The sequence below is a fragment of the Streptomyces solicamelliae genome (assembly GCF_045348655.1).
GTDB classification, from domain to species: domain Bacteria; phylum Actinomycetota; class Actinomycetes; order Streptomycetales; family Streptomycetaceae; genus Streptomyces; species Streptomyces solicamelliae.
Genome location: NZ_CP160404.1, coordinates 2,986,591 through 3,012,600, shown reverse-complemented (window position 1 = coordinate 3,012,600; position 26,010 = coordinate 2,986,591). Strand labels below are relative to the sequence as shown.

The window sequence follows — 26,010 nt, the reverse complement described above, 5'->3', positions numbered from 1 at the left end:
CAGGGCCTACGTGCCGGGAGCCCGGTACCGGACCTGCCCGGCCTTCCGCAGAGCCTCCACGGTCTCGTCCACGGTCAGGAGAACAGTCGTCTCGAACGAACTGAGCGCGCCGCCGCCACTGATGGCCAGGGCGACCCCGGCCATGGACACGTTGTCGGGCGCTTCCCACAGGTTGTAACCGTCGTGCTTGCCGAAGGCGTACCAGAAGCCGTGAAGCTTCCCGCCGACGGACTCGATGTACGCCTGAGCGGCCTTCGCCCGATCCTCGGGGTGCCCGACGAGCCGCGCCCAGGTCTCCGGCGTGTAGCTGAACCTCGAGAGGTAGAGAGGCATGGTGTCTCCGTTCCGTTTCCCCAGGCATGCCTCCGAGAGACGGGAAAGCCCTCCGAGCCCGTCCCCACATCCCCCGAACGGCCGGTACCGACGACCGGCACGGCCCCCGGCGGCCGGGTGAGCGACGCAGGAAGCCCTCGACGGCGATCCCCCCGACGCCATCGCGCAGAGGACGCCGGACGCCCGCGACAGGTCAGCACCACTCCGTCAGAGGGTCTCCACCGGCACCGGTCCGTGGTGGCGCATCCGGAGTGAGGCGGTCATGCCCGGGTCGCCGGCCGCGGCGCCCCGTCGAAACGGGAGGCCGCGGCCTCGCCCCGTCGTGCCGGGAGGCGCGGTACGTGGTCCACCCACGCCATGTCGGCCGTCGCGATGAGCGACTCGCCTGCCACGGTCGCGGGGGTCACACCGGTGAACGCCACGACGTCCCGGTGGAGATGCGACTGGTCGGCGTAGCCGCAGTCGGCCGCGACCCCGGCCGCCTCCTGGCCCCCGGCCAGGCGGGTGGCGGCCCGGTCGAAGCGGACGAGCTTCACGGCGCGCTTGGGCGGCAGGCCGAGCTGCGCGTGGAAGCGGGACCACAGGCGCTTGCGGCTCCAGCCCAGCTCGTCGGCCAGCGCCTCGACCCGCACCTGGCCGTGCCCGGCGACGATACGGTCCCAGGCCCAGGCCAGCTCCGGCTCGATGGCGGGCCCCGCGGAGGACAGCCGGGCGAGGATCGCTTCGACGAGCGCGAAGCGTTCCTCCCACGAGGCGGCCTCGGCCAGCTGCTCGCGCAGGCGGGCTGTCCGCCGCTCTCCCCACAGGTCGTCCAGGGCCACCACGGAGCCCTCCAGCTCGGCGGGGTTGACGCTCAGCACCGCGCGCGCGATGGCGGGGGACAGGCGCACCTGCATCCACTCGACGTTCGCGGCCCGTACCCGCGCCGCACCGCCGGCGCCGAACCCGAGCCCGGTGACCAGACTGCCGCGGTGCCGCCGCCCCGTCGACTCGTCGATGCCGGGCGCCGCCTCGCCGCAGGCCAGCGCCAGCGTCAGCACGGGGTGCGGATCGATCCGGTGGTCGACCGGAGCCGGGCCGCGGTCGCGCATCCCCGCCAGGACGACGCCGGGCACGCGGCCGGGCCAGGCCGGGCGCGTGACCTGCCACGCGGGGGTAGCGACGCGCCGGTGCACGGCAGTTGACATGCATCCATGCTACGGGCCGGCCCTGAGGGAACATTTCTTCAATCCAGCGGGCCGCACCGCGGCGAAGGTGAGCGCATGACTTCCACCGGAACCACCGCGTCGCCACCACCGAGCGTGGCCCGGCTGCTGCGCCCGTACGCGGGCGGCTTCGCCGTCGTCGTCGTCCTGCAGGTCATCGGCGCTGTCGCCGGCCTGGCGCCGCTGCTCGCGGTCGTCGAGCTCGGCCGCACGCTGCTGGCGCCGGGGCCGGCCGACGACGGGCACGTCCGCGACGTCGTGATCGCGGGCGCGGCAGGGCTGCTCGTACGGCTGCTGTTCACGGCCGCATCGTCCGGTGCCGGACACCTCCTCGACACCCGGGTGCAGCTGTCGCTGCGCCGGCAACTCGCCACGCGGCTCGGGCGGATACCGATCGGCCGGCTGGCGCGGCGGCGCAACGGGGAGCTGGCGAAGCTGGTGGGCGAGGACGTCAGCGCCGTGCACCCGTTCATCGCCCACACGCCGGGCGAGGTGGTCTCCGCCTTCGTGGTGCCACTGGTCTCGCTCGGCTACCTCTTCACCGTGGACTGGCGGCTGACGCTGATCACACTGATCCCCGTGCTGCTGGCGGTCGCGCTGGTGCCGCTGATGATGACCCCCGCCCGGCTGCGCGAGCAGAAGGAGTTCGACGCCGCGATGGGGCGGATCTCGGCGTCGGTGGTCGAGTTCGTGCAGGGCATCGCGGTGGTGAAGGCGTTCGGCGGGTCGGATCGGGCGCACAGCACGTTCCGTACCGCGGTGGGCGACTTCACCCGGAGCTTCTACCGGATGGTGCGCGGTCTTTCCGGGGTCGCCGCGGGGATGCAGGTGGCGCTGTCGCCGCCGTTCGTGCTGCTCGCGGTGCTGGCCGGCGGCGCGTACCGGATCACCGGGGGCGGGCTGGACCCGGCGGACCTGCTGCCTTTCCTGCTTCTCGGCCTCGGGCTGACCGCGCCCGTGGCCGCGCTCGGGCACGGCTTCGACGACCTGCAGGCCGCGCGGCGCGCCGTCGGCCGCATCCGGGACGTGCTCGCCGAGCCGGCGCTGCCCGAGCCCGTACGGCCGGTGGCGCCCGAGGGACACCGGGTGGAGCTGCGGGACGTCCGCTTCGGGTACGAGGATGCCGCGGCAGGGCGCGAGGTGCTGCGCGGTATCGACCTGGTGCTGGAACCGGGGACGATCACCGCCGTGGTCGGGCCGTCCGGCAGCGGCAAGTCCACGCTGGTGCAGTTGCTGCCGCGGTTCCACGACCCGACGCACGGCTCCGTGCTCCTCGGCGGTGTCGACCTGCGTGAGGTGGACAGCCAGGAGCTGTACCGGCGGGTGTCCTTCGTCTTCCAGGACGTCCGGCTGCTGCGCGCCTCGGTCGCGGACAACATCGCCCTCGCCGTCCCGCACGCCGACCGCGACGCCGTCGTCCGCGCCGCCCGCCGGGCGAGCATCCACGACCGCATTCTCGAACTGCCCCGCGGCTACGACTCGGTGATCGGCGAGGACGCCCGCCTCTCCGGCGGCGAGGCGCAGCGCGTCTCGATCGCCCGTGCCCTGCTCGCGGACGCCCCCGTCCTGGTACTCGACGAGGCCACCGCCTTCGCCGACCCGCAGACCGAGCAGGCGGTGCGCGAGGCGCTGGCGCAGACCCGGGAGCAGCGGACGACGCTGGTCATCGCCCACCGCCTGGAGACGATCGCCGACGCCGACACGGTCGTGATGCTGCGCGACGGCGAGATCGTGGAGCGGGGCACGACCGCGGAACTCCTCGCGCGAGACGGCACATTCGCCGAGTTCTGGAAGATCCACACCGGTGCGAAGGAAAGGGAAGAGGCCCGATGATCAGCACACTGCTGCGTGTGCTCGGCGACGAGTACGCCGGGCCGGTGCGCCGCACCGTCGCCCTGATGACGGCAACCGCCCTCGTCGAGGGACTGTCGTACGCCCTACTGGTGCCCGTGCTGCGCGCGCTCTTCGGCGGCACACCCGAGGACTCCCTGCCCTGGCTGCTCGCCTTCGGCGCCGCGGTCGCGCTCTATGCGGCGCTGCGGTACGTCAGCGACCGCTCGGGTTTCCGCGTGGGCACGACGATGCTGCACGGCATGTACGAGCGCCTCGGCGAACACCTCGCCCGGCTGCCCGTCGGCTGGTACCGACCCGGCCGCACCGGCGAGGTGTCCGTCATGGCCAGCCAGGGTGTGTTGCAGGCGATGGGCGTGATCGCGCACCTGCTGGCGCCGTTCATCTCCGCCTGTGTGACGCCACTGACGATCGTCGCCGTGATGCTCGCCTTCAACTGGCAGCTGGGGCTTGCCGGCCTGGCCGCTGTGCCGTTGGTGGCCGCGGTCCAGCTGCGCACGGCCCGCGCGACGACGGCGGCCGACGCGGAGCGCGTGGAACGCGAGCGCACGGCCACCGGCCGCGTCATCGAGTACCTCCAGGCCCAGCCGGTGCTGCGCGCCGGCGGCCGCACCGGTGAGCGATTCGGCTTGCTGGACGACTCCCTGAAGGAACTGCGCCGCGCCTCGCGTCGCTCCACCCTTTCGGCGCTGCCGGGTGTGCTGGGTCTCGCGGTCACCGTGCAGGCGGTGTTCACCGCGCTGCTCGCTCTCGGCGCGTACCTCGCCCTCGGCGGTGACACCGGCGCGGCCGAGGTGCTTGCCGTCCTGGTGCTCGCCGCCCGCTGCGCCGACCCGCTGCTGTCCCTCGCCGAGATGAGCGGTGGCATCCGCGCCGCCCGCGCCGAACTCACCCGCCTCGAGGACGTCCTCACCACCGAGCCGCTGCCGGAGCCCCGCGCACCGCGCGAACCGTCCTGCCACGACATCGAGTTCGACGCGGTCACCTTCCGGCACGGAGACCGTGTGGTCGCCGACGGGGTGACCCTGTCCGTACCCGAGGGCGCACGGCTCGCCGTCGTCGGACCGTCGGGCGCGGGCAAAACGACGCTGCTGCAGCTGCTCGCCCGCTTCTACGACGTCGACGCGGGCGCGGTGCGGATCGGTGGCGTCGACGTACGGGAGATGGACACCGCGGCGCTGATGGCGCGGATCGCCATCGTCTTCCAGGACGTCTACCTCTTCGACGGCACGATCGAGGAGAACGTGCGCCTCGGCCGCCCGGACGCCACCGACGCCGAGGTACGGGCCGCGGCCGCCGCGGCCCGTCTCGACGAGGTGATCGAGCGGCTGCCCGGCGGCTGGTCGGCGCACGTGGGCGAGGGCGGAGCGCTCCTGTCGGGCGGCGAGCGGCAGCGCGTCTCCATCGCCCGCGCGCTGCTGAAGGACGCGCCGATCGTGCTGCTCGACGAGGTCACCTCGGCCCTGGACCCGGTGAACGAGGCGGCCGTGCACGCCGGCATCGAGGAGCTGATGGCGGGCCGGACCGTGGTACTGGTGGCGCACCGTATGGGCACTGTGCGCCGAGCCGACCACGTCGTCTTCCTCGACGCGGGGCAGGTGGCCGAACAGGGCAGCCACGACGAGCTACTGCGGCGTGGCGGCCGGTACGCCGCCTACTGGAACCTGTCCCTGGCGGGGACGACACGCGACTGAGACGGCCGCGCAGGGCGAGGCGATCAGTCGTACGGACCCGCTGCTCTGGAGGCGGCCTGACTGTCCTTGATCGCTGCCGTTGATGCCAGCCGTGGATGTCAAAGGCCACCTACCAAGATCGGTAGGTGGCCTTTGCGCTTGTGCCCCCGGCAGGATTCGAACCTGCGACACCCGCTTTAGGAGTGGGATCGAATCCGTGCCGGGCGGTTCCAGACCGTGCCGAGCGGTGCTGTTCTGCCTGATCAGCGACGCGCGGCACAGCGCCTGATCCTGCGTGTGACGCCTGGTGCTGACCCGTCCGCTCACGCATCGCGCACGCCGCTTTGCCCCCTCAGCCGTGGGCAATTGGCAGGAGTGATGGATCGCCTGAGGCCAAGGTTGCATGTTCCGAGTGGCACCTCCGGACCTCCAGCTGAGCGGCTCACTCCTACGAACGTTGCTCCCACTTAGCGCGGGTGAGTTCGTACTCCACTTCGCCGTGCTCGGAGCCTTCGATCGCCTCCGGCCACTCGCCAGTGAAACTGCGGAGGAACGCCAGGCCCGACTTCTCCATCACGCGCCGGGATCCCGTGTTGACCGTCATGGTGTTCGCGGTCACTCGTTCCACGCCGAGGTTCGTGAATCCCTCGCGGATCAGGGCCCGTGATCCCTCGGTGGCGTACCCGCTGCCCCAGGCGGCCTTGTGCAGCCGGTAGCCGAGTTCGACGACGGCGGGGCTGTGGTCGTCCAGGGGGCGGAATTCGAACCAGCCCAGGAAGGCCCCGGTGGCCCTCTCCTGAGCGGCCCAGTAGCCGTGGGTTCCGAAGCACGGGTGTACATGGAGGAGCCTGGGCAAGGTTCGGGCCTGGATCACCTCGCGGCTCGTGGGCTGGCCGCCGTTGATGAAGCGCATGACGTCCGGGTCGCTGTCCAAAGCGACCAGGTGGTCGACGTCGGCCTCGGTGAACGCGCGCAGCACGAGCCGATCGGTCTCCAGGAAGATGCTCATGCCGCGATCTTCACCACCGACAGGAGAGCCCGCCACCGGATATTCGCAGCAGGCCCGTGAAGGTATCGACGAGGTCGCAGGCGCGGGCCAGCCAGCACATGGGGACTCACCCGCCGAACCCTGGTCGGTACCGCGCGTTCACCCGCCTGCATCGGCATGAGGGCAGAGCGAGCGCTGCTGGTAGCTGGCGGGTACATCCAGGCTGATGGCGGCCCCGAACGATCTCGTTAGCTGAGGTGCCTGCCACAAGGTGTGCCAGAACAGGCCAGGGTGCTCGGCGCGCAGCGCGTCCAGGCCGGCGATGCCCAGGCCGCACTGCGTCGCCAACGCCCTCGGGCACCGCGCTTACCCGGGGATGTCGAGGTCCTTCAGGTACGTGAGGCGGGCGTTTATCGCTGCGGAGAAGTGGCGCCAGTCGAGGCTCTCGACCAGTTCGATCGGCTTCGGGTTCTCAGCCGAGGATGTGACGTAGCACGCGGCGTCGTAGAGCTGTTCGCCCATGAGCCTCTCGCAGAAGATCCCGAACCGGTCCTGATACGACGTGTTGTGCCAGATCTCATCCGCAGGAAGGGCGCCCTTGGCCGTCTTGACCGGCCTCCGGGATCCTTCACCATCCTGCATGATGAAGAAGTAGCCCAGCCAGGGCTTCTCCTTCGGGTACAGCTCGGCAAGGGCTGCTCGGCGCAGGTCTACGGCGCTACCCAGCGCCTCCTCGACCCTGTTGTTGTAGTTGTTGCCGTACGACGGCCCGCCCAGTGCCTTCAGCTCGAACGCCGCCACGAGGACGTTCTTGTGGACGACCACGAGATCCCACTGTTTCTGCGGTCGGTAGTAGCCGGGCAGTTCAAGACCCTGTGACTTGGTGACGCGGATACTCTCTGGCGGGTACCCAGCGTCGAGGAAGAACTTTGACAGCAGCACGGCGATGGCGTCGAAGTGCTTGCCGCCTCGTACAGCACCTGCCGTGCCCGCTCCCACAGCGGCCTTGATCGCCGACTGCTCTCTCTGAAGTTCCTTGGCACCCCAGTACGCCGCGATGGCGTCTTCGAAGTCTTGGCGGGTGACCGTCAAGATTCGTTCCTCCTAGTCAGGCAGCTCGGCGAGCCCGTAGACACGCAAAGCGGCCTCGGTGGCGGCCTCCCTATCCCGCTTGTCGAAGGCTTCGGCGAGAGCGGCCTGGTCGCCTTCGCTGATCGTCGCTGGGTCTGGGACGCGGATCTTCCGGAGGTACTGGGCTTGGAAGCGGAGGGTCCCCCCGCGCATCTTGACCGCGTACGCCTCCACGAACGCTTCCGCGACCTTGGACAGCAGCAGGCCACCGAGTACGCGCATGTCCCAGACGTCCGAGACGATGAAGTACAGGTTGTGGTGAGGGTACAGGCCGCCTTGATCAAGGACAGGGTGGATCCGCAGCTTCATGTCCGGAAACAGCAGCTTCTGGCGACGGGTGAGCTGGTGGTCGACCTTGTCGATGGTCTTGTACCAGCGCTGAGGCTGCTTGACCGCGACGTATCGCTTGCGCAGGGCCTCGCCGTGCTTCTCGAAGTAGGAGGCGAGGCGCGGATACGCGTCGAGGTCGACTAGGTCGCCGCTGGCCGTCCAGGGATTGACCAGGTACATACCGTCCCAGTCGATCGTGCCGCTGGTGGTGTCGCGGACCATGGCCATGGGGAGCAATCGTTCCTCTTCGACCAGGTCCTTCTCCTTGGTGAGAAAGATCTTGTCTGCGCCGGTCGCGATGCCGATCCCAACCTTCGTTCCCGTCTCGGCGTCCTCAAGGAGCCGGAACCGCTCGGTGAGGTCTTCAAGGACGGCGAGCCTGGCCGGTGAAGCGGCCGGCCACGAATCCTCCTCCGGGAACCAATGAGGCATGCGAGCAGCTTGATGGGAAGCCGTGACGACCGTCGACGGCTCACCCTCCAGGTACCAGTCGGCGAAGATCCGCGCCTCTTTCGCTCCGAAGGACCGGTTCGTGTCCGCGGCCACCGCCGCACCTTGGGGCTTGTTCGAGATGAGCGTGATCGCGGGATAGGCCGAAACCTGATCGTCGAAGGCGTCGACATCGTGCATCACGAGAGCGAGGTCCATGCTGAAGTGCTTGGTCACCAGCTCCCTGAGCCGTCGACCGTACTGGTTCCGCATCCAACGGTCGGCGCAGATGAAGCCCAGCTGGCCCCCTGGGTTGAGGCTGCGCAAGGCCACTTCGTAGAAGCCGATGTAGATGTCGGCTCGGCCACCCATCGTGGAGCAGGCCCGCCGGTAGGCGGCCATCCGGTCGTCGGGAACGTCTTCGAGCCGGATGTACGGAGGGTTACCCACGACGTAGTCGGCGCGATGCTCGGCGTCCGACTGTAGAAGGTAGTCGCCCTGCTTCACCCACGCGGTGGCGACCTTCCTCGCGTCCTCCGCCGCCCAGCCCTCTTCTTGCAGCGCTGCCGTGACCAGCGCCCGGCTCTGCTCTACGTTGCGGCCCAGCAGGTCGAAGGCGCGAACGGCGTCGATCGCATCGATGATGGGACGCTGGTGCGCATGGCATGACGCACTGATTCGAGACGCGATCACGGCCAGGAACGCGCCACCGCCGCAGGCCGGCTCCACGAGCCTCAAATCGCAGAGGTCCCTATCTGCCGTATAGCCGAGAAGGTCCAGGATGAGCTCGACCACCCAGGCGCGCGTGAATACCTCACCGTGCTCCACGGCCTCCTGCAGAGACTCGGGAAGGGAGAGGTCGTCGGTGCTGAACAGCGCGATAGTTGCCACGCAAGGACAGTACCGCCCGGCCCTCCCCAAGCCCGACTTCTATCCACAGGGTGTAGTCAGGTAATAACAGAGCCGACAATCTGGGTCCGTCGGATCACGAGGGCGTCGTGTCTGTACGGGCCGATGGGGACCGTGCAGGTCCGGCGATTCGGCGCGGACAGCAAAGATCAGCTCCTCCCACTAACGGGTGGCCGGCTGCCTTTCAGCCGCGCGCCTGTGCCACCTGGACAACCATCATCCAAGTGGGAAATGAACCAGAGATGATCGGATCGGGGAATGGGCCGAGGCGGCGCTACACGTACCCCGAGGCGGCGGAGATCCTTCGAGTCAAGGAACGGTGGCTTCGGGAGAACATCAAGCGGCTTCCGCATTCAAGGAAGGGCGTCACGGTGACGTTCTCCGAGGCTGACCTCGACTCGATCGACGCGATGTTTCACCACCAACCTGCTGTGCCCGCGGTTCCCACTCCCCCGCAGGGGACCCACCCGCTCGCCAGCATCAAGCCAGCAGGCTCCCGGAGGCGCCGGCAGTAGCAGTAGAGCGCCGAAAACGTGATCGCCTCGCCAGGTGCCTCAGTCCAGTCAGCGGCTGGACTGAGGCGAGGGCATGCAGTCTTCGGTGCTGTCAGACCGCATCGGGCAGAGCCCGGAGGCGGTCACGGAATTCACCTACGGCTGGCACCGCAGAGTGGGGTTCGAGGTACTTGCTGAACTTCGTCAGCCGGACGTGTGCGCGGTCGGACTGGACGCGGTTCTCCAGTAGCTCCAGGCCGAGGTTGGCGGCGTCCAGGGCGCCGTCCAAGTCCCGGGCGGCGAGCCGTGCCGTGGCGAGGCGGCCGGACCGGACAGCTCGGTCTCGCGGTACTGCTTGGTCCACTGCTACCGCGAGGGCGCTGGTCGCTCGCTCGGGGAAGCCGGAGCGGAGCATGATCTTGCCCTCGGTGGACTTGAGCTGGGCTTCGCCGTACCAGCCCAGCCAGTCAGGGCGGTCGCCTTCGCGGTGCGTGCCCCACAGGTCGTAGGCCCGGTTGAGGGACTTGCCGGCCGCCTCGTGCTGGGTGTCCCGGGACAGGGCTTCGGCCTGGTGGAGGTAGAGGTACGAGGTCGCCGCAGGCGGGAGGGCCGACGGGGCGTTGCTGATGGCGGTGTCGATCAGCTTCACGCGTGCGGCCGTGTCGCCGGAGTCGGAGATGTGGACGCCCATTTCGGCGAGGATGAAGGCGCCGAAGCCCTCGTCCTTGGCGCTGTGGGCGCTGCGGAGGGCTCCGACGTAGTAGCGCTGGCCGAGGGAGCGGAGGCCCTTGTCGTAGGCCATCCACCCGGCGAGGTAGGAGACGCGGGCGGCTGTGGCGTACAGGCGGTGTTCGATGGCATCGGTGTAGCGCCCGTGGTCGAGCAGGCTGGTGATCAGTGCGAGGTCGCTGGTGGCCTGGTCCAGGAGGCGGGCGCCGCCCATCTGGTCGTCGAGGGTGCGGAGGGTATCCACGCGCGCTTCGATGGTGGTCACCATCGCGTCGGTGACGCGGTCGCCGTCAATTGCCGAGGCGAACGCCTCGGGTGCGGCTGCCCAGTTGGCGGCGACACCTGTGAGTGCGACGCCGGTGATGGACAGGAATCCACGACGATCCATGTGGCCGCTCCTGACCAAATCAGCGAATACCTTCACGGTGCCGGCCGGAGTCCACGGGGCCGCCAGGGCCGTCGACTCCCACGCCGGTAACCATCGGGGCCAAGGCACCGAGCGTACGTGCTCCTCGGGGACGCCCAGCAGGTCGGCGAGGACCCGTTGCGCGTCCGCGTCGGGCGCCTGCCCCTGCTCCCACTTCCAGACTGTTGTCCGGTTGGTGGCCAGCGGTACGCCCTGCTCGGCCCCGCGTTCGCGCATGCGCCTGGCTAACTCGGCCTTGCCCCAGCCCTTGCCTTCTCGCACGTAGGTCAGCGGGTGCAGAGCCATCGGGTCAGACATCCCACCCTCCCCTCAGGTCGGTAGTCAGGAGGCTACTCCCCGTGCGTGCGAGAAACGGGGGTTTCTCTCGCTGGAGGAACCCCCTGGAAACGTTCCGGGCCCGTGGGCCACGGCCGTTCACTGGGCCCCACGCCGTTCGGAGCTGAGCACCCGGGTTAACCGGCTCCCCCGCCCCGCTCCGGACGGCTCCCAGGACCGCAGCCCGTCATAGACGTCCCTCGCGTGGGTGACGGGCTGCACCACCCCCGAGGAGATCGTGATGAGCCAGCCTCTGCCCGTCCGTACGCCCGGCGACAGCGGACGACAGCACACGGTTCCCGAGCCGCCGGCCGGTCCGAGCCCGGCCCTCCGAGCACGCGCCGAGTCCGGGTGGGAGAGATTCCTCCGGCGCGCAGCGAGCGACCGCGAGGAGTCCGAGCGGTGAATCCGATCGATGCCGAAGGCCGGGAGGACCACCCCCTCCTTCACCGCCTGGTCCGCGACATCGCGAGCCGCGGTGAAGGGCAGCTGACGGCCGTCGTCCACGAGAGGCACGGCGGCCGGCTCATCCGCATCGCCCACATCCAGCCCGCGAACGGCATCGCCTGGTCGACCGCCGCCGACAACATCGGCCCCGCCCGATGAGGCAGCGCCTCGCTGTCGTGGCCTACGTGATCGTCGTCAGTGCGCTCGTCGTCACGTTGGCCATCGCCGGAACCCCGGACCACTGAGAAACGGGAGGAGCACCATGAGACGTACCGCGAACCGCGGCTTCAACCACCGCCAGGCCGTGACCGAGGAGTGGTTCCGCACCCAGCTTCTTCCCCGCGTTTCCGGCGCGCGGTTTCTCCCCTACCAGGTGCGGCAGCTGCGGAGCGAACACCTCCCGGCGATGTTGCGTGACGAGGACAGGAAGAGTCTGGCGCGCATCGCGGGGGACCTGGTGAAGGTCTCCGCGCAGTGGCGCTGCCTGCCCTTCCACTACTTCCGCTACGGCGGATACCGGCGCGAGGTGTCCTCCGAGCGGGCCTGCTCGTACTTGCCCGAGACGGCCCTGTTCAACCGGATCCTTCCCCGCGTCAACCGGGACGCGATCGACCTGGACGACAAGACGTCCTGCAAGAGGATCCTCGCCTCCGCCGGCATCCCGCAGCCCGCGCTCATAGCGAGCGGTGACCGCCGTGCGGGTGTGACGTCCGACGGTGAAGCGGTGTCCCTGCCGGACGTCCTTGATCGTGCTTCCGGCTTCGGGCGCGTGGTGGTCAAGCCCTCCCGCTACTCCAGCGGTGGCTCCGGCGTCATGATCGTGCGCCCAGGCGAGGACGCGTTCGACCTGCCGGCCTACGCGCAGCGGTGGGGCACGTGGCTGGTGGAGCAGCACGTGCCGCAGCACCCCGACCTGAACGTGCTGAACCCGTACGCCCTCAACACGTTCCGCGTGATCACCCTGCTGCGGGAAGGCGCCGCCGAGGTCCTGTACGTGATGTTGAAGCTCGGCGACGCCAAGAGCACCACGGACAACTCGGCAGCCGGCGGCATGCAGATCCGAGTCCACCCCGACGGGCGACTCGACCGACACGGCTACGACCGGTACCTGAACGCCCACACCCGCCACGAGGTCAGTTCGGTGCCGTTCGCCGATCACCGGATCTCCCGAATGACAGAGGTCCGAGAGCTGGCCGAGCGCTGTGCCCGCCTCTTCCCACAGGTGCCCTTCATCGGCTGGGACATTGCCCTCACGCCCGGCGGCCCTGTGGTCATCGAGGGCAACAGCAGCCCCTCCCTCGCACACATCCAGCGCACCCACGGTGGCGTCGCGCTGGAGCTCGTTCCCGCGCTCCGCTCCGTGATGGATCGCCCGATCATCTGACCAAGGAGTTCCCGTGGAAAACCTGAGAATGCAGGCCCGCGCCGCTGCCGGAGGTTTGCTCGACACGCTCAAGACGATGCCCGAGGTCCAGGCGCTCTACGTCCTGTCCTCCTCGGCGGTCGCGCCCCGCAACGTCACGCGGTTCAGCACCGACTCCGACTTCGACCTGGCCGTCATCCTCGACGTCCCGCTCAAGGAGGACGAGTGGAGGTCGCGGCCGGCGGACACGTACGCCCTGGTCCGCGACCGGCTCCCCGCCTGGATCCCGGAGTTCAGCTTCCATCTGCCGGTCCCCTGGGGGCGCATGGAGGTCAACGTTCACCAGCTCCTCTTCCAGTACGAGGCTGACCCGCGCACGACGTGGAACAGCGACAAGTGCGACGCCTACGGGAACAAGGGCGAGCCGCTGTTCGACCGCGAGGAAGCCTTCGGGGCACTGATCTCCCACAAGACGCGCGAGCAGCTCCAGCGCCTGGAGGGCGAGACCTACCGGCTGCACAACCGGATCACCTGGGACGTGCGCGAGATCCCGCTGCGCATGGCGCGGCGGGTCGGAGTGCCCACAGGCCATTTCGTCCTCTCCGGGGCGCTGGACGAGGTCGTGGACTGGATGTACGCCCGCTCGGGCCAGCTCCTGCCGAACATGAAATGGAAGCTGTACTCCCTCGGCGCACTCGGCCTCATCAGCAGCGAGCAGGAGAACCTGCTGATCGAGGCCCAGCAATGCGATCCGCTGTCGATGGTCGACCTTGAGCGGCGGTGCGAGGCTCTGAGCGAGTTCTGCCGCGTGGTCGGGATGGACCTCAGCCCCGGGGCGATCGAGGTCGTGCGGAAGGCGTACCAGCAGGCCAACCACCACCTTCTCGGGGAGAAGGCGGCGATCTTCGCCACCCTTCCGTCCCCGCGATTCGTCCCCTTCGGCGAGCGCGGCGGTTCCAGTTAGACGCTTATGTCCGGGCGTCAGTACGCTGCGTGATCCGCTTACACAGGAGGCATGATGTCGATCAAGGTCCACAACACGCTGACCGGCCAGGTCGAGGAGTTCCGCCCCGAGCGGGAGGCCGAGGTGCGGATGTTCGTGTGCGGACCCACCGTGTACGGCCCCAGCCACGTCGGGCACGCGAAGACGTACACGCAGTTCGACTTCATCGCCCGGTACCTGGAGGCGAGCGGGTACAAGGTCACGTACCTCCAGAACATCACCGACGTCGACGACAAGATCATCCGGCGGTCGGCGGAGCAGGGCGTCCCGCCGGAGGAGATCGCGGCCCTCTTCGAGAAGCAGTACCTGGAGGACATGGCCGCGCTGGGGAACACCCGTGTCGACGTCCACGCGCGGGCCCACGACCACATCGACGCGATCGTGGACCAGATCAAGCGGCTGATCGAGCGCGGCCACGCCTACCAGCTCGACGACGGCTGGTACTTCGACCTGGCCTCGTTCCCCGCGTACGGCAAGCTCTCCGGCCGCACCGACCTGCGCCCCGAGGACTCGGTGTCGCGGATCGACGACAGCTCGAAGAAGCGCAACCCGGGTGACTTCGCCCTGTGGAAGGGGCGCAAGGACGGCGAGCCGTACTGGGAGACCGAGCTGGGCCAGGGCCGGCCGGGGTGGCACATCGAGGACACCGCGATCACGGAGACTTTCTTCGGGCCCTCGTACGACCTGCACGGCGGCGCCGTCGACCTGATCTTCCCGCACCACGAAGCCGAGGTCGCGCAGATGGAGGCCGCCTCCGGGATCGAGCCGCTGGCCCGCTACTGGATGCACACCGGTCTGCTGCGGGTCGACGGCGAGAAGATGTCGAAGAGCACCGGCAACTTCCTCACCATCCGCGACGCCCTCGCCCGGACGGACTTCCGGACTCTGCGGCACGCCTTCCTTTCCCAGCACTACCGCTCCTCGATGGAGCTGAACGACTCCACCCTGGAGCAGGCCCGAGGGGCACGCCGCCGGATCGAGAACTTCGCCCGGACCATCGATCCCGCGCACACCGACAGCCAGGCGAACAGCGCACGGGCGACGGACGCCTGGAAGGAGATGCGCGAGCGCCTGGACGACGACTTCGACACCCCCGGTGCCCTCGCCGCCCTGTTCCAGTACATCCGCGAGCAGAACCGCATGGAGGAGCCGGCCGGCCCGGCCGCCCTGCGACTGATCGAGGACGTGAACAACCTTTTCGGAACCTTCGACATCCCCGGCTCCGCCCAGAGCGACGCCGCCGTCGACGAACTCGTGAAGGAACGCGACCGACTCCGCGCGGCGAGGAAGTTCGCCGAGGCCGACGCGATCCGCGACCAGCTCACCCAGCAGGGCGTCGTCCTTGAGGACTCGCCCGAGGGCACCCGTTGGTGGAAGGAGACCATCTCATGACCTGGAAGAGCCGCTTACCGCTCGTCGTAGAGAGCGCCATTCCGCTCAGCCTCTGCGGAGCGCTGATGGACCACGTGAAGAACCACACCGCCCGCCCGCGTACCTACCAGGGCGTCATCGACGAATCGCTGCGCAAGAGCGAGTACGTCGAGATTCCGACGCACCTGCAGGAGGCGGTCATCTCCCACTGCGCCGACCACGTCCGCAGCCACTTCGAGATCGCCCCGACGCGCATACCCAGCCAGCCGGCGGTCGTCTACCGTTACGGCCCCGGCGTCGGCTTCGTCGCCCACCACGACGAGGTCACCGACATCGAACGCGAACGGGCCCGGACCAACGGCCAGCCCGTCGTCGGCGGCGACCTCACCCTCGTGGTCTGGCTCAACACACCGGACTCCTACGGCGGCGGCGAGCTGTTCTTCGAGAACCCCGCCCAGGAGATCAAGCCGCCCTGCGGCACCCTGGTCGCCTTCCCCGCCACCCGCGACCACATCCACGGCGTACGGCCGATCACGAGGGGCGAACGCGTGACGCTTGTCGTACGCGTCGACGCCGAATGCCTCTGAAGAGAGGCCAGTTCCCCTGTCAGTGAGGGCAGCGCGGCTGCCAGGATGAACGGTATGACGACGATCAACGGTGAGGTAGCGCCCGGGTTCGAACCGGTCCGCGAGGCGTTCGCAGCGAACTTCACCCAGCACGGGGACATCGGCGCGGCCGTGTGCGTCTACTGGCACGGCCGGCCGGTGGTCGACCTGTGGGGTGGCGTCGCCGACGTCGACACCGGCCGGCCGTGGGCGCAGGACACCCTGCAGCTGGTCTACTCGGCAACCAAGGGAGCCACGGCGACCGCGGCGCACATGCTGGTCGAGCGCGGCATGCTCGACCTCGACGCGCCGGTGGCGAAGTACTGGCCGGAGTTCGCGGCGAACGGCAAGGCGGACATCCCCGTGCGCTGGCTCCTGTCCCACCAGGCCGGTCTCGTCGCCCTCGACGAACCGCTGCCGCTGGCCGAGGCACTGACCTGGGACCCCATGGCAGCAGCGCTGGCAGCCCAGCGCCCGCTGTGGACTCCAGGCACCGCACACGGGTACCACGGTCGCACCTGGGGCTGGCTGGTCGGCGAGCTGATCCGCCGCGTCTCCGGCCGCTCGCCGGGCCGCTTCTTCGCCGACGAGATCGCGCGCCCGCTCGGGCTGGACTTCTTCATCGGCCTGCCGGCGAGCGAACGCGAGCGGGTCAGCCGCATGGTGTACCAGCGCCCGGCCGTCGACCTCACCACCGTTCCCCCCGAGGACGTTCCCGAGGAACTCCGCGAACAGGTCGCCGCCTGGCGCGACCCGCACTCCTTCAGTAACCGGGCCTTCGCGGTCACCAACCCGGCCGCGATCGACTTCGAATCCCCCGAGGTACAAGCCGCCGAACTTCCGTCCTCCAACGGCATCGGCACCGCACAGGCACTCGCCCGCATGTACGCCGCCCTGATCGGCGAAGTCGACGGCGTGCGCCTGCTAGCCCGGGAGACGTTGGCGTCGGCAACGGAAGAGCAGGCCAGCGGGAAGGACCAGGTGCTGCTGTTCCCAAGCCGGTTCAGCACCGGCTACATGCTGCCCACCGAGGGCAACCTCATGACCGGTCCGCACGCCTTCGGCCACACCGGCCGCGGCGGCTCCCTCGCCTTCGCCGACCCCGAGCACGGCATCGGCTTCGGCTACGTGATGAACCACATCGTCAGCGGCTCCGACGACGTGCGGGCGGCTTCGCTGACCGAAGCGGTGCGGAAGTCGCTAGCGTAAGCACCTCTTTCTGAAGCTGATTGCGCAGGTCAGCAGGATGAGGTGAAGGCGCAGACGAGGATCCTGGTGGAACGCGACGACACCCGAGCTGGCACAGTGCGCGACCTGGACGAACTCTGCGCGAGCGAGTTCGTCCAGGTCGCCATTCATGTGATCTCTTCGCGGCCCTGCGCCTGTCGGCGACCTTGCCATCGGGTGAACTAAGGGACAGGTACCCGGGGATTCACCTGCGAGGCCGGCGCTGGTTCTCCCGCGTTGACAGAAGCCCGAGCACAGCGCGCTCTTGGTGGTGGCTGAACCAGCGCGCGGCCAGGTCGCGGTCCTTGAACCGTCCGAGTCCCGGTTCGGTGGATGGAGTCAACTCGATCGCTTCCCACCCGCCTACCATCTCGGCGAACTCCTCAGCGATGTCCACGAACGAGGGGCCCCGGAAGTAGCTCACGGCAGTGTTGGTGCTCTCCAACGGCGTACCGGACTGGTCCGAGATCAGAGAGCCAGCCGCTTTCCGGGACTCGAAGTAGGTGTTGATGGTCGTCTTGACCTCGTCCCGCATCACGTTCAGGACCTGCTGGCGGTAGGTCGGCGGTTTCAGACACGTCTGATACGAAAAGTCGATGCGACTCCCGTCCGTGCGAATCACCTCGAAGCCGGGATACGGGCCGCGCTGCGGCGGGGCGATCGCAAAGGCTTCAACCCCCGGACCGATCTTGTCTTCCGCTTCGTGGTGCATGTTGAGAAGGTCCACCAGAAGCAGGTGATCCTCCTCCTGGTCCACGATGCTCCCCACCGTGTACCGATACAGCACCTCGCGCACAGCCTCTTGCGCTTCCCCCTTCGTCCGGTACCGGCGATGCCCAATCCAGAACTCAGCCACGGCCCGATCCTTCCGTTCCATCTTCTGGCTCAGCCGCGACGCACCTCAGCGGCCGGTCCGACGCTACGCCTACAACGGCGCCTGCGGTGTGGGTCTTCCGCAAGGCAGCGTCCTTGGTGGTGATCCGGTCCTCGACGAGGTGAGTGAACACCATCGCGCGCTTGTCGTGATCAGCGTGGACGTAAGGGAGCGCCTGCCCATGTCTGGGGAGCCGGATGCGCCTATCGGCCCCGTCGATGCCGTTGTTCAACGGGCGTCGTGGGTGCCGTGGTGGGCCAGAGGTTTCGGGCCTGAGGTCCGCCGGGCGCGGGCGCCATGGTGGTGCGGCGGCGGGCGGCTTCGGCGCGGGGGTTGGGGGCGGGGTTGCGGCTGGTGTGCTGGATGCGGGTGATCAGGACGCGGGCGGGTTGGCGGGCGGTGGTGAGTTCGCGTTGGGCGGCGGCCTCCTTGAGGAGCTGGTGGGGTTTGTGGCCGCTGGCTTCGGCGTCGGCGAGGACGGCGGCGAGGGCTGGCCAGGCGGGGTCGGTGAGGATGCGGTCGGCGTGGTCGGGGACGGCGGCCCGGACGTCGTGGGCGAGGGTCCGGCGGGCCTGATCGTTCGGCCGGCGGGTGGCGAGGCTGCCGACGATCGGGGTGAGGGCCTGGTCTGCGGCGGCCTGGAGGTGGTGGAGGGTCTGGCGGGCGGCTTCGGTCTGGTGGGCGTGGTTCTTCGCCTCGTGCCAGCGGGCGGCGACGATCGTGGCCCAGACGAGGGCGGTGAGCAGGGTCGCCAGGGCGCTGCCGTCGGGGCCGGTGGGGGTGTGGGCGAGGTCCCGGGCCGCTCGGCGCAGGGTGTGGGCGGCCTGGTTCTCGGCTCGGATCTGGGAGCGCTGAGCGCGGGCGAATGCCCGTGAGGCGGCTCGGAGTTCGGCCTGGAGGTGATCGGGGGCTTTCTGGGCTGTGGCTTCGATGAGGTCGCCGAGCGCGGTGATGTGGGCCTGGGCGTGGGTGTCGTCGGTCATCCCCTGGTGGAGGGTGTCGAGGGCGTCGGTGGCCTGGTGCCAGGGGGTGGCGGGCTGGTCACGGCGGGCGGTGGGGTGTTCCTCCGGCGCGGTGGTCTCCAGGCGGGCTTTGAGCTTGGGGAGGGTGAGGTCGGGGGCGATCTTCCCGCCGGGGTGGAAGATCTGTTCGCCGTCCTTGTTGAGGTCGCCGGGGCGGCCGACGGCGTAGCCGAGGAGGTCTCCGGACGGTCCGCGGCGGGGTTTGACCGCGATGCCCATGGCTTCGAGGTAGGCGAGGAGTTCCTCCGTGTTGCCGGCGTGGGGGATGGCGGCGCGGATGTGGTCTTGGAGCCAGTTGCGGCTGGTCTGCTCCCAGCCGAGGCGCTGGGCCTTGTGCATCTCTGCCTGGGTGGGCCTGCGGCCGGCGGTGCGGTCGCCCTTCTTCAGTTGGCGCAGGCCGTAGTCGGTCTCGATCTGGCGGCGGGCGTCGCCGACGCGGATGCCGCTGTCATGGAGCCTGGGGCGGCGGCCGTCCTCTCGGACGGTGGTGGCGAGGATGTGGATGTGGTCGTCGGCGTGGCGTACGGCGATCCACCGGCAAGCCAGGTCGTCGCCGGGTGGGGCGATGCCGGCGGCTTCAACGATCCGCTGGGCGATGTCGGCCCACTCGGTGTCGGAGAGGTGTCGGTCTTCGGGTGCGGTGCGGACGGGGCAGTGCCAGACGTGGTCGGCGATCTTCTTGCCGAACTCGCTGTTCCGAAGATGGACGGGTGCGTCGAGGTGGCGGGCGAGCTGGGTGAGGGTGGCGTCGGGGTCGCGGCCGGGGTCGGGCATGCCGAGCATGGCGAAGCCGGCGACGATGTGCGGGTCGGTGTGCTCGTCGTGGCGGCCGGGGCCGTAGAGGTAGGCGAGCAGGCCACGGGTGTTGGACCCGGCCGGTTTGATGGCGGCGATCACGCGGCCTGGTCCTTCCTGGATTCGGTCGGTTCGCGCAGGGCCTCGGCGATCAGCTCCAGCAGGCGGTGGAGCTCGTCGAGGCGGTGGCGGATGTCGGGTGGGGTGAGGTCGCTGTTCACCGCGCGGGCGATCTGGTTGACGTTGACGCCGATCCGGTTGAGCTCGCGCAGCACCTGGGCGCGGAACATGTGGGTACGGCGGCGGTCCTCGGACAGCGGCAGGTTCGCGGTGAACTGGCCGGTGATGAAGGCGAGGACGATGTCGGCGGCGAAGCCGGATTCCCCCTTGTAGCCGTTCTCGGCGGCGGCCTCCTGGAGCGCGTTGTGCTCGTCGCCGGTGAAGCGCAGCGGTCCGACGCGTACGGTCCGCTTGGTGCCGGTGAAACGGCGGATCGCCGGCTGGACGCTCTGCACCGCTCGCTCGCCGACCGGAGGATCGGCGGCGAGTGCGGGGCGGAGGATCTGCTGCTGGACGGCGTGGAGCTCGTCCGGGTCGGGGCCGCCCTCGGTCCCGACCTCCCGGTCCGGCGCCCCCTGGCGTCGGGCCGTCTCCGCCACCCCCGGGGCGGAGATCCCCGAAGACCGGCCTTGAGTCGGACTCGGGGTACTACTGGCTCCGCCAGGAGCAGCCCGTCCGAACGCCAGCCGCAAACGTCCCAGCAGCGTAGGGGACTTCGTCGGCACGGACAGCTCGTCCGGGACGACTCCGGCATCGTGCGAGTCGTGTGTGTGGCGCGTCATGGGCAGTTCTCCGGATGAGGCAGAAAGGACAGGCAGGCCCGACGTGGAAGGCCAGGCGACGTGCAGCAGGCAGTTGGCTGTCCACAGCTGTGGAGGAGTGCGGGCAGTGGCCTGGTGGCGGAGGCGGGTCCGGCGGGGTCGGTGCGGGGGCCGACGGGTTTCGGTGGCACCGGAAGTACTTCCGGTGCCACCGAAGGGCATCGTTGCGGACGGCTCAGCCGGTGCTGCTGCCGACTGCGACCGTGGGCCCTGACTCGGCCTTTCGGGCGTTCAGCTCGTCGCAGACGTTCTTCACGCGGCCGTTGCCGACCTTGCGGCCGCGGTTGACGCGGATCTCTTCGACGATCTCGGTAGGGGAAGCGGTTCCCGTACGGGTCATGACCTCGCGCGCGATGGCCCGGATCTCGTCATCGGAGATGTCCTGCGGGCGCCCGGTACGCCGAGGCCGTGCTCCGGTCGGCTTGGGGGGCTTGCTGACGGCCTCGCCGCCGGGCGGGGTCGCGGTGTCGGCCAGACGATCGGGGTCGGGATGCTCCGTCGACCCGTCGCCGCGATCCTTGCATTCGCCAGGAGTGGCCAGCGGGACGACCACCTTGGCCAGGGGCATCGACTCCGGGACGGACACGGACTTTCGGTGGCCGTCGGGCCGCTCGACGAGCTGGTGGATCTGCCTCATCAGAACGCCGAAAGCAAGGAGCGCGGCGGTCGGCGGGACTGCGGCGACCACGTAGTCGAGCCAGTGCACAGTGCGGGCGTCGCTCGTTCCACTCACACCCGCCACGTTGAGCGCGATGGATCCGACCGACCCGATGGCGGTCACAGCTATGGCCCACAAGTCGGTGACCTGGCGCAGGCTCGCGCGGAGCATGAGCAGCTCGCCCGCGACGATGAACGCGTCGAGGGTGGCGGGCCACGCCCAGCGGCGGATCGGGGAGTTGCCGAGGCCGTGTTGGCCGGCTACGTCGGCCAGGTGCGCGTAGGAGAGCCAGAACGCTCCGGCCGTCAGGAGGACGATGACGACTCCGGCCGCGATGAGCGCGAACCGTTCGGCAGTGCGCCCAGTTGCCATCGGCTGCCCCTCACCGGGCCTGCTACCCGGCTGCGTGCGGCGTAGTGGTCGAAGGCGGGAGAGGAGAGTCAAGCGGGATACTCCTTGGGGTAGTGGTGTGCAGCGTCTTGGGCGTCCTGGCCGTTGCAAGCGCAGGTCAGGGCCGGTACGGCAGGCCCGGGCAGTGCCCGTCTTGGCCCCGCCCTGGCGGGTACGGCACGGATCGGCTTTCCGTCTTGGCCTCACGGCCGGTGACCTGCGGCGATACGGCACGTACGAGTGGGACGGCATAAGACGGATACAGGCGACGTCCCGGCGGTCTGCACGGCGATGGTGATCGTGTTGCCGTCTTGGGCCCGGTTGCCGTCTTGCGCGTATGCCCTGTGACCTGCGAGATCACGGCAGGGACGGCAAGGACGGCAACCAGCGGGGGCGGGGCGGGGTCAGCCCTGGGGGAGGGTGGGTGCGGCGTCGACCGGGTGGACGGTCGGGCAGTAGCGGCGCCAGGGGTCGAGGAACTTGTTGCGCATGTAGCCCTTGCGCTGGGTTCCGTCGGCCATGCGGACGTTTCCGGGCTTGAGGCCGAACTGCCGGAGCATCGAGCCGAGGTCCCGCGGGCTCAGCCCGCTGCGCCCCCACTCGGCCCACGGGCTCTCCGGATCCTGGCGCAGATGGTGGATCAGCTCCTCCGTGGAGAGGCTGTCGACCTCGCGCTGGGCGACGAAGACGCGCCGGATGTCGGCCAGGATGCGGGCCCCGCTGGGGTGGTCCTCCTCGGCCGCCGCCTCGGCGGAGACCATCTGCTCGCACGCGGTACGGGCACGGCGCGGCCAGGTTCCGGCGGCGAGGTCGGCGACGATGGCCAGGGGCTCCCAGGTGTCGGCGGCCCGGTCCTCGACCGGCATCATCGGTTCCAGATCTGCGGCCTCGTCCACCAGGGGCGCCGCCCAGGCGGCGATGCGGTCGCGCAGGTCATGGAGTGCGGGGATGTCCCGCCGCGACCGGAAGGGCCGGACGCTCTCGCCTTCCGCCCGGCGGCGCATGCGGATGACCACCGACCGGTCCATGATCGTGTCGGGCAGGTCGCCGATTCCGGCGATGGCTGCCATGGCGAAGGTGGCGAACCGGTGGGGTGTGTGGTCGTTGCCGACTACCCGTGTCACGTACCGGTTGCGCTGGTGGCCGGCGTTCAGCAGCCCACGCATCTCCTCGTTCTTCTCCGCCTGCTTCGGCGTGCCGAAGATCGTGTCCGCCTCGTCCACGAGGAGCGTGGGCGGCTCCTCGGTGATCGAGCGGAAGACCGCCGCCGGCGTGGTGTTGATCGTGAGCATCGGCTCGTGGACCGTCTCGGTCAGCACGTCGAGCAGCCGGGACTTGCCGCACCGCTTCGCCGGGCCGACCACCGCGAGGCGTGGGGCGTGCTGCCACGCGGGCTGCAGATGCGTCGCTGCCACCCACAAGGTGACCGCGTCGAGCGCCTGCTCGGAGGGCAGGATCACGAATTTCGCTATCTGTCGACGCAGTTCGTCCAGCAGGGACGATCCTGCGGTCGGCTCGGGGTCCGGTTCCGTCTCCTCGGCAGGCTCGTCCGCCACGGCGCCTTCGACGTCGTCGGCGGCAGAAGCCTGACCGATGTACTCGCCGGGCTTGCCAGGGACGGGGACCGGCGGCCACGCGGGCTTGTCGGGGTTGGAATAGGGCTGGGGTTCGGGGTGTTCCACAGGGCAGCTCCTCGTCTGGCGGTGGCGGGCTCGCACGCCCTTGCCGCCGGGTTGGTTCTTCCAGGGCCGTTCGGGGTTGCTCGGGCCTCCGGCGTCGCACCGCCGGGGGCCCATCCCCTTCTCGCGGGCAGCAGGCCACCGCGAGGGACCACGAACCGTACGTCCACGCCTGGCCACAGTCCAGCGCTTCTGTGTCAGCTCAGCGCAGAACCGCCTGCTATGTTGCCTCGCCCTCACGCGGCCAGCCCCAGCAGATTGAGCAGATCTGCGGTCACCACGCGGTACGCCTTCCCCAGGCGCAGGACCTTGCACGGGTACTCGCCCCGCTTGGCCAGCTCGTAACCCTTGCTCCGCCCGAGACCCAGTGCACGGTTGCCCGTGTCCAGGTCAACGGCAACAGGAAGGGCCAGCAGCTCCTCGCGAGTCATGCCCTTCGCCTGCTCGGCCGTCACCTCATCGCGCACGCGGCGCTCCTTTCGTCACAGCCCTCGGCGAACATGCCCAACACGTCCGGCTCCAGGCGTCCAGGAACCATCATGAGCGAGCTACTGTGTCTGCATGACACAACATGGTTTCGATGATGAAGAGGACGACGACTTCCCCGAGTGGGTGGACCGGATCAAGGCCAACGTGGCCGGCGAGGTCCGGCGACGGAGAAAGGAGATGGGATGGAGCGCACAGGACCTGGCCGACCAGTGCGAGCGGCTCGGGCACCCGATCCCGCGCAACGTGATCGCCAACATGGAGTCCGGACGCCGGGCCAACCTGCCGCTGGTGGACGTCATCGTCCTGGCCGCCGCCCTGGAGACGTACCCGGTCTGCCTGATCTTCCCGGTCGGGTACGTCGATCAGACCCAGGAGCTTCCGTTCCAGAGGCTCGTCCCCACCTGGGACGCCCTACGGCGCTTCACCGGCGAACAGGAGGTGCCCGAACGCGACGCGGGCATGGTCCCCGACTTCGAGCTTCACGCCAGACTCACGCGCACCGCGCTCGCCGCGCTCGAAGAGGAAGAACGGGCACGGTTCGCCGCCAAGACGGCCACCAGCCGCGCCCAGCAAGAAGAAGCCGAACGCAGGCGGACCGAATACGCCGACCAGGCCATCTCCGCCAAGTACAACCTCCGCCACCTCCGCCGGGACATCCGCGACGAGGGAGCCACCCCACCCGACCTGCCACCCGCACTGGGCGATGTCGACCCACCCGAAACCGACCCCAACACCACCCCGGAGGAACGCCTTTGAAGGGCTCCACCCACCGCCGCTGCTACTGCCGCGACCCCCACACCGGGAAGCCGCTCGGCAAGAACTGCCCCAAGCTCTCCAGTCGCAAGCACGGCTCCTACTCCATACGTCAGGAGCTTCCCCCTCGTGAGGACGGCACCCGTCGCTCCTTCAGCCGCGCCGGCTACGAGACCCTCAAGGAAGCCCAGGCCGACCTCGACCACGTGCGTGCCCTCCTGGGGCTCGCTGAGTCCGACGACCCCGAAGCCCTGGCCCAGATCGCCCAGCTTCTGGAGACCGTGGCCGCCGAGAAGGCGCCGCTGCCGAACATCGAGTCGACCCGGCGCCGCCTCAGCCACGGCTTGGACCTGATCAGCCGGCTCACCGTCGGTGAGTGGTTGGACATGTGGCTGGCTGGCAAGAAGGGGCGTCAGAGCGCCATCAGCCGCGACGAGAGCAACATCCGCGTCCACCTCAAGCCGCGCATCGGTCACCTGCGGCTCGACCGTCTCCGCGTCTCTCACCTCTCGGAGATGTTCGAGGCCATCGCCGAGGACAACGTCGAGATCGCCGAGGGCAACGCCGCCCGGCGCAAGGCGTTCGAAGAGCTGGCCCGGGTCCCGTGGAAGGGGCGCGAGCCGCGCGCTCGCCGCAAGGCGATGAAGGCGGCCATTGCCGACATGGAGCCGTACCGCCGCATCGTCGGGCCGGCGACGCGCCAGCGCGTCCGCTCCACCCTGCGCGCCGCTCTGAACTCCGCGATCGCGCAGCAGATGATCACCTTCAATCCGGCCGCTCACGTCGAACTGGAAGCGGGCAAGCGGCCCAAGGCGCTTGTGTGGACCGAGGAACGGGTCTTGCACTGGCAGCGCACCGGCGAGAAGTCCTCGTCCGTCATGGTCTGGACGCCGGAGCACACCGGCCTCTTCCTCGACCATGCGGCGGACGACCGCCTGTACGCGCTGTTCCATCTGATCGCGTTCCGCGGGCTCCGCCGTGGGGAGGCGTGCGGGCAGAAGTGGACCGACACCCACCTGGACGCGGGTCTCATCACCGTCGCCAAGCAGCTCGTCGTCGACGGCTGGGAGGTCTACGAGGACGACCCCAAGACCGACGCGGGTGCGCGCACCATCGCCCTGGACGCGAACACGGTCGAGGTCCTGCGCCAGCACCGCGCTCGGCAGGACGAGGAGCGTGAGAAGTGGGGGACCGCCTGGGTGGAGACCGGCCGCGTCTTCACGCGCGAGAACGGGGAACTGCTCCACCCCGCCAACGTCACCCGCCGCTTCATCGAGCTGTACGAGGAGATCGGCCTCCCGCCGGTCCGGCTCCACGACCTGCGCCACGGCGCGGCGACCCTCGCCCACGCGGCCGGCGCCGATCTGAAGGACATCCAGGAGATGCTCGGCCACTCCTCGATCACCATCACGGCGGACACGTACACGAGCCTCCTTCCCGAGGCGGATCTCGCGATCGCCGAGGCTGCGGCCCGTCTCGTCCCGCGTGCACGCGCCCCTCGCGACGTGCCGGATGGTGCTGATCGGTTGGGGGAAATTTCGGGGGCTGCCACCCCGTCCGCTCACGCAGCGCGCACGCAAACGGCCCCGGACGAGACGTCCGAGGCCGAATAAGCCCCTTCCCTGAGGAGAAACCCCAG

At 69.4% G+C, this 26,010-nt stretch carries 22 protein-coding genes; 10 read left to right on the top strand and 12 right to left on the bottom strand.

Annotated elements, in window-relative coordinates; translation table 11 throughout:
- Positions 1-6 precede the first annotated feature (6 nt).
- Together ABZO31_RS13820 and ABZO31_RS13815 are read right to left on the bottom strand one after the other, a co-directional pair.
- Positions 7-333 carry a GYD domain-containing protein gene (locus ABZO31_RS13820; protein WP_406861473.1) on the bottom strand — a complete coding sequence of 109 codons (327 nt, stop codon included), beginning with the start codon at positions 331-333 and terminating at the stop codon, positions 7-9.
- A gap of 260 nt (positions 334-593) precedes the next feature.
- On the bottom strand, positions 594-1,520 hold the full coding sequence (locus ABZO31_RS13815; protein ID WP_406861472.1) for a helix-turn-helix domain-containing protein: 927 nt from the start codon (positions 1,518-1,520) through the stop codon (positions 594-596).
- A 75-nt stretch (positions 1,521-1,595) separates the two neighbouring features.
- Here ABZO31_RS13815 and ABZO31_RS13810 point away from each other — a divergent pair, with 75 nt between their 5' ends.
- Entirely contained in the window at positions 1,596-3,371 is a 1,776-nt protein-coding gene (locus tag ABZO31_RS13810; RefSeq protein ID WP_406861471.1) for an ABC transporter ATP-binding protein, read from the top strand.
- Complete coding sequence (locus tag ABZO31_RS13805) at positions 3,368-5,083, top strand: ABC transporter ATP-binding protein (protein WP_406861470.1); 1,716 nt, start codon at positions 3,368-3,370, stop codon at positions 5,081-5,083. The genes ABZO31_RS13810 and ABZO31_RS13805 overlap by 4 nt, the downstream gene beginning before the upstream one ends.
- Before the next feature lie 427 nt (positions 5,084-5,510).
- On the opposite strand, the gene ABZO31_RS13800 is transcribed toward ABZO31_RS13805, so the two are convergent.
- The 4 genes from ABZO31_RS13800 to ABZO31_RS13785 form a co-directional block, all read right to left on the bottom strand.
- Entirely contained in the window at positions 5,511-6,071 is a 561-nt protein-coding gene (locus ABZO31_RS13800; RefSeq protein WP_406861469.1) for a GNAT family N-acetyltransferase, read from the bottom strand.
- A gap of 345 nt (positions 6,072-6,416) precedes the next feature.
- Complete coding sequence (locus ABZO31_RS13795) at positions 6,417-7,142, bottom strand: PaeR7I family type II restriction endonuclease (protein WP_030219063.1); 726 nt, start codon at positions 7,140-7,142, stop codon at positions 6,417-6,419.
- Between the two features lie 12 nt (positions 7,143-7,154).
- Complete coding sequence (locus tag ABZO31_RS13790) at positions 7,155-8,831, bottom strand: Eco57I restriction-modification methylase domain-containing protein (RefSeq protein WP_406861468.1); 1,677 nt, start codon at positions 8,829-8,831, stop codon at positions 7,155-7,157.
- A gap of 624 nt (positions 8,832-9,455) precedes the next feature.
- Positions 9,456-10,796 (bottom strand): helix-turn-helix domain-containing protein, encoded by a 1,341-nt coding sequence (locus ABZO31_RS13785; RefSeq protein ID WP_406861467.1) that lies wholly within the window; start codon positions 10,794-10,796, stop codon positions 9,456-9,458.
- Positions 10,797-11,216: 420 nt separating this feature from the next.
- Here ABZO31_RS13785 and ABZO31_RS13780 point away from each other — a divergent pair, with 420 nt between their 5' ends.
- The 6 genes from ABZO31_RS13780 to ABZO31_RS13755 all read left to right on the top strand — a co-directional run bounded on the left by ABZO31_RS13780 (position 11,217) and on the right by ABZO31_RS13755 (position 16,812).
- Entirely contained in the window at positions 11,217-11,420 is a 204-nt protein-coding gene (locus tag ABZO31_RS13780) for a hypothetical protein (RefSeq protein ID WP_406861466.1), read from the top strand.
- Between the two features lie 103 nt (positions 11,421-11,523).
- On the top strand, positions 11,524-12,645 hold the full coding sequence (locus ABZO31_RS13775; protein ID WP_406861465.1) for a sugar-transfer associated ATP-grasp domain-containing protein: 1,122 nt from the start codon (positions 11,524-11,526) through the stop codon (positions 12,643-12,645).
- 13 nt (positions 12,646-12,658) lie between these two features.
- Entirely contained in the window at positions 12,659-13,588 is a 930-nt protein-coding gene (locus tag ABZO31_RS13770; protein ID WP_406861464.1) for a hypothetical protein, read from the top strand.
- A gap of 51 nt (positions 13,589-13,639) precedes the next feature.
- Positions 13,640-15,019 carry a cysteine--tRNA ligase gene (gene cysS / locus ABZO31_RS13765; RefSeq protein ID WP_406861463.1) on the top strand — a complete coding sequence of 460 codons (1,380 nt, stop codon included), beginning with the start codon at positions 13,640-13,642 and terminating at the stop codon, positions 15,017-15,019.
- Positions 15,016-15,585 carry a 2OG-Fe(II) oxygenase gene (locus ABZO31_RS13760; RefSeq protein WP_406861462.1) on the top strand — a complete coding sequence of 190 codons (570 nt, stop codon included), beginning with the start codon at positions 15,016-15,018 and terminating at the stop codon, positions 15,583-15,585. The genes cysS and ABZO31_RS13760 overlap by 4 nt, the downstream gene beginning before the upstream one ends.
- 54 nt (positions 15,586-15,639) lie before the next feature.
- Positions 15,640-16,812 carry a serine hydrolase domain-containing protein gene (locus ABZO31_RS13755; protein WP_406861461.1) on the top strand — a complete coding sequence of 391 codons (1,173 nt, stop codon included), beginning with the start codon at positions 15,640-15,642 and terminating at the stop codon, positions 16,810-16,812.
- A gap of 223 nt (positions 16,813-17,035) precedes the next feature.
- Here the strand turns inward: ABZO31_RS13755 and ABZO31_RS13750 are convergent, their stop codons facing one another.
- The 6 genes from ABZO31_RS13750 to ABZO31_RS13725 form a co-directional block, all read right to left on the bottom strand.
- On the bottom strand, positions 17,036-17,686 hold the full coding sequence (locus ABZO31_RS13750; RefSeq protein WP_406861460.1) for a DCL family protein: 651 nt from the start codon (positions 17,684-17,686) through the stop codon (positions 17,036-17,038).
- Between the two features lie 221 nt (positions 17,687-17,907).
- Positions 17,908-19,623: a relaxase/mobilization nuclease domain-containing protein gene (locus ABZO31_RS13745; protein ID WP_406861459.1), complete on the bottom strand. Its 1,716-nt coding sequence runs from the start codon at positions 19,621-19,623 to the stop codon at positions 17,908-17,910.
- The gene (locus ABZO31_RS13740; RefSeq protein WP_406861458.1) at positions 19,620-20,180 is read right to left on the bottom strand and encodes a MobC family plasmid mobilization relaxosome protein; all 561 of its coding nucleotides are present in this window, start codon (positions 20,178-20,180) and stop codon (positions 19,620-19,622) included. Before ABZO31_RS13740 ends, ABZO31_RS13745 begins: the two co-directional genes overlap by 4 nt.
- Before the next feature lie 397 nt (positions 20,181-20,577).
- On the bottom strand, positions 20,578-21,432 hold the full coding sequence (locus ABZO31_RS13735; RefSeq protein WP_406861457.1) for a DUF2637 domain-containing protein: 855 nt from the start codon (positions 21,430-21,432) through the stop codon (positions 20,578-20,580).
- Between the two features lie 422 nt (positions 21,433-21,854).
- Complete coding sequence (locus ABZO31_RS13730; RefSeq protein ID WP_406861456.1) at positions 21,855-23,132, bottom strand: DUF3631 domain-containing protein; 1,278 nt, start codon at positions 23,130-23,132, stop codon at positions 21,855-21,857.
- 233 nt (positions 23,133-23,365) lie between these two features.
- Positions 23,366-23,560 (bottom strand): hypothetical protein, encoded by a 195-nt coding sequence (locus tag ABZO31_RS13725; protein WP_106962285.1) that lies wholly within the window; start codon positions 23,558-23,560, stop codon positions 23,366-23,368.
- Between the two features lie 130 nt (positions 23,561-23,690).
- Here ABZO31_RS13725 and ABZO31_RS13720 point away from each other — a divergent pair, with 130 nt between their 5' ends.
- A complete protein-coding gene (locus ABZO31_RS13720) occupies positions 23,691-24,374 on the top strand; it encodes a helix-turn-helix domain-containing protein (RefSeq protein ID WP_406861455.1) in 684 nt (227 codons plus the stop codon).
- Complete coding sequence (locus ABZO31_RS13715) at positions 24,371-25,984, top strand: site-specific integrase (RefSeq protein ID WP_406861454.1); 1,614 nt, start codon at positions 24,371-24,373, stop codon at positions 25,982-25,984. The genes ABZO31_RS13720 and ABZO31_RS13715 overlap by 4 nt, the downstream gene beginning before the upstream one ends.
- Positions 25,985-26,010: the final 26 nt, after the last annotated feature.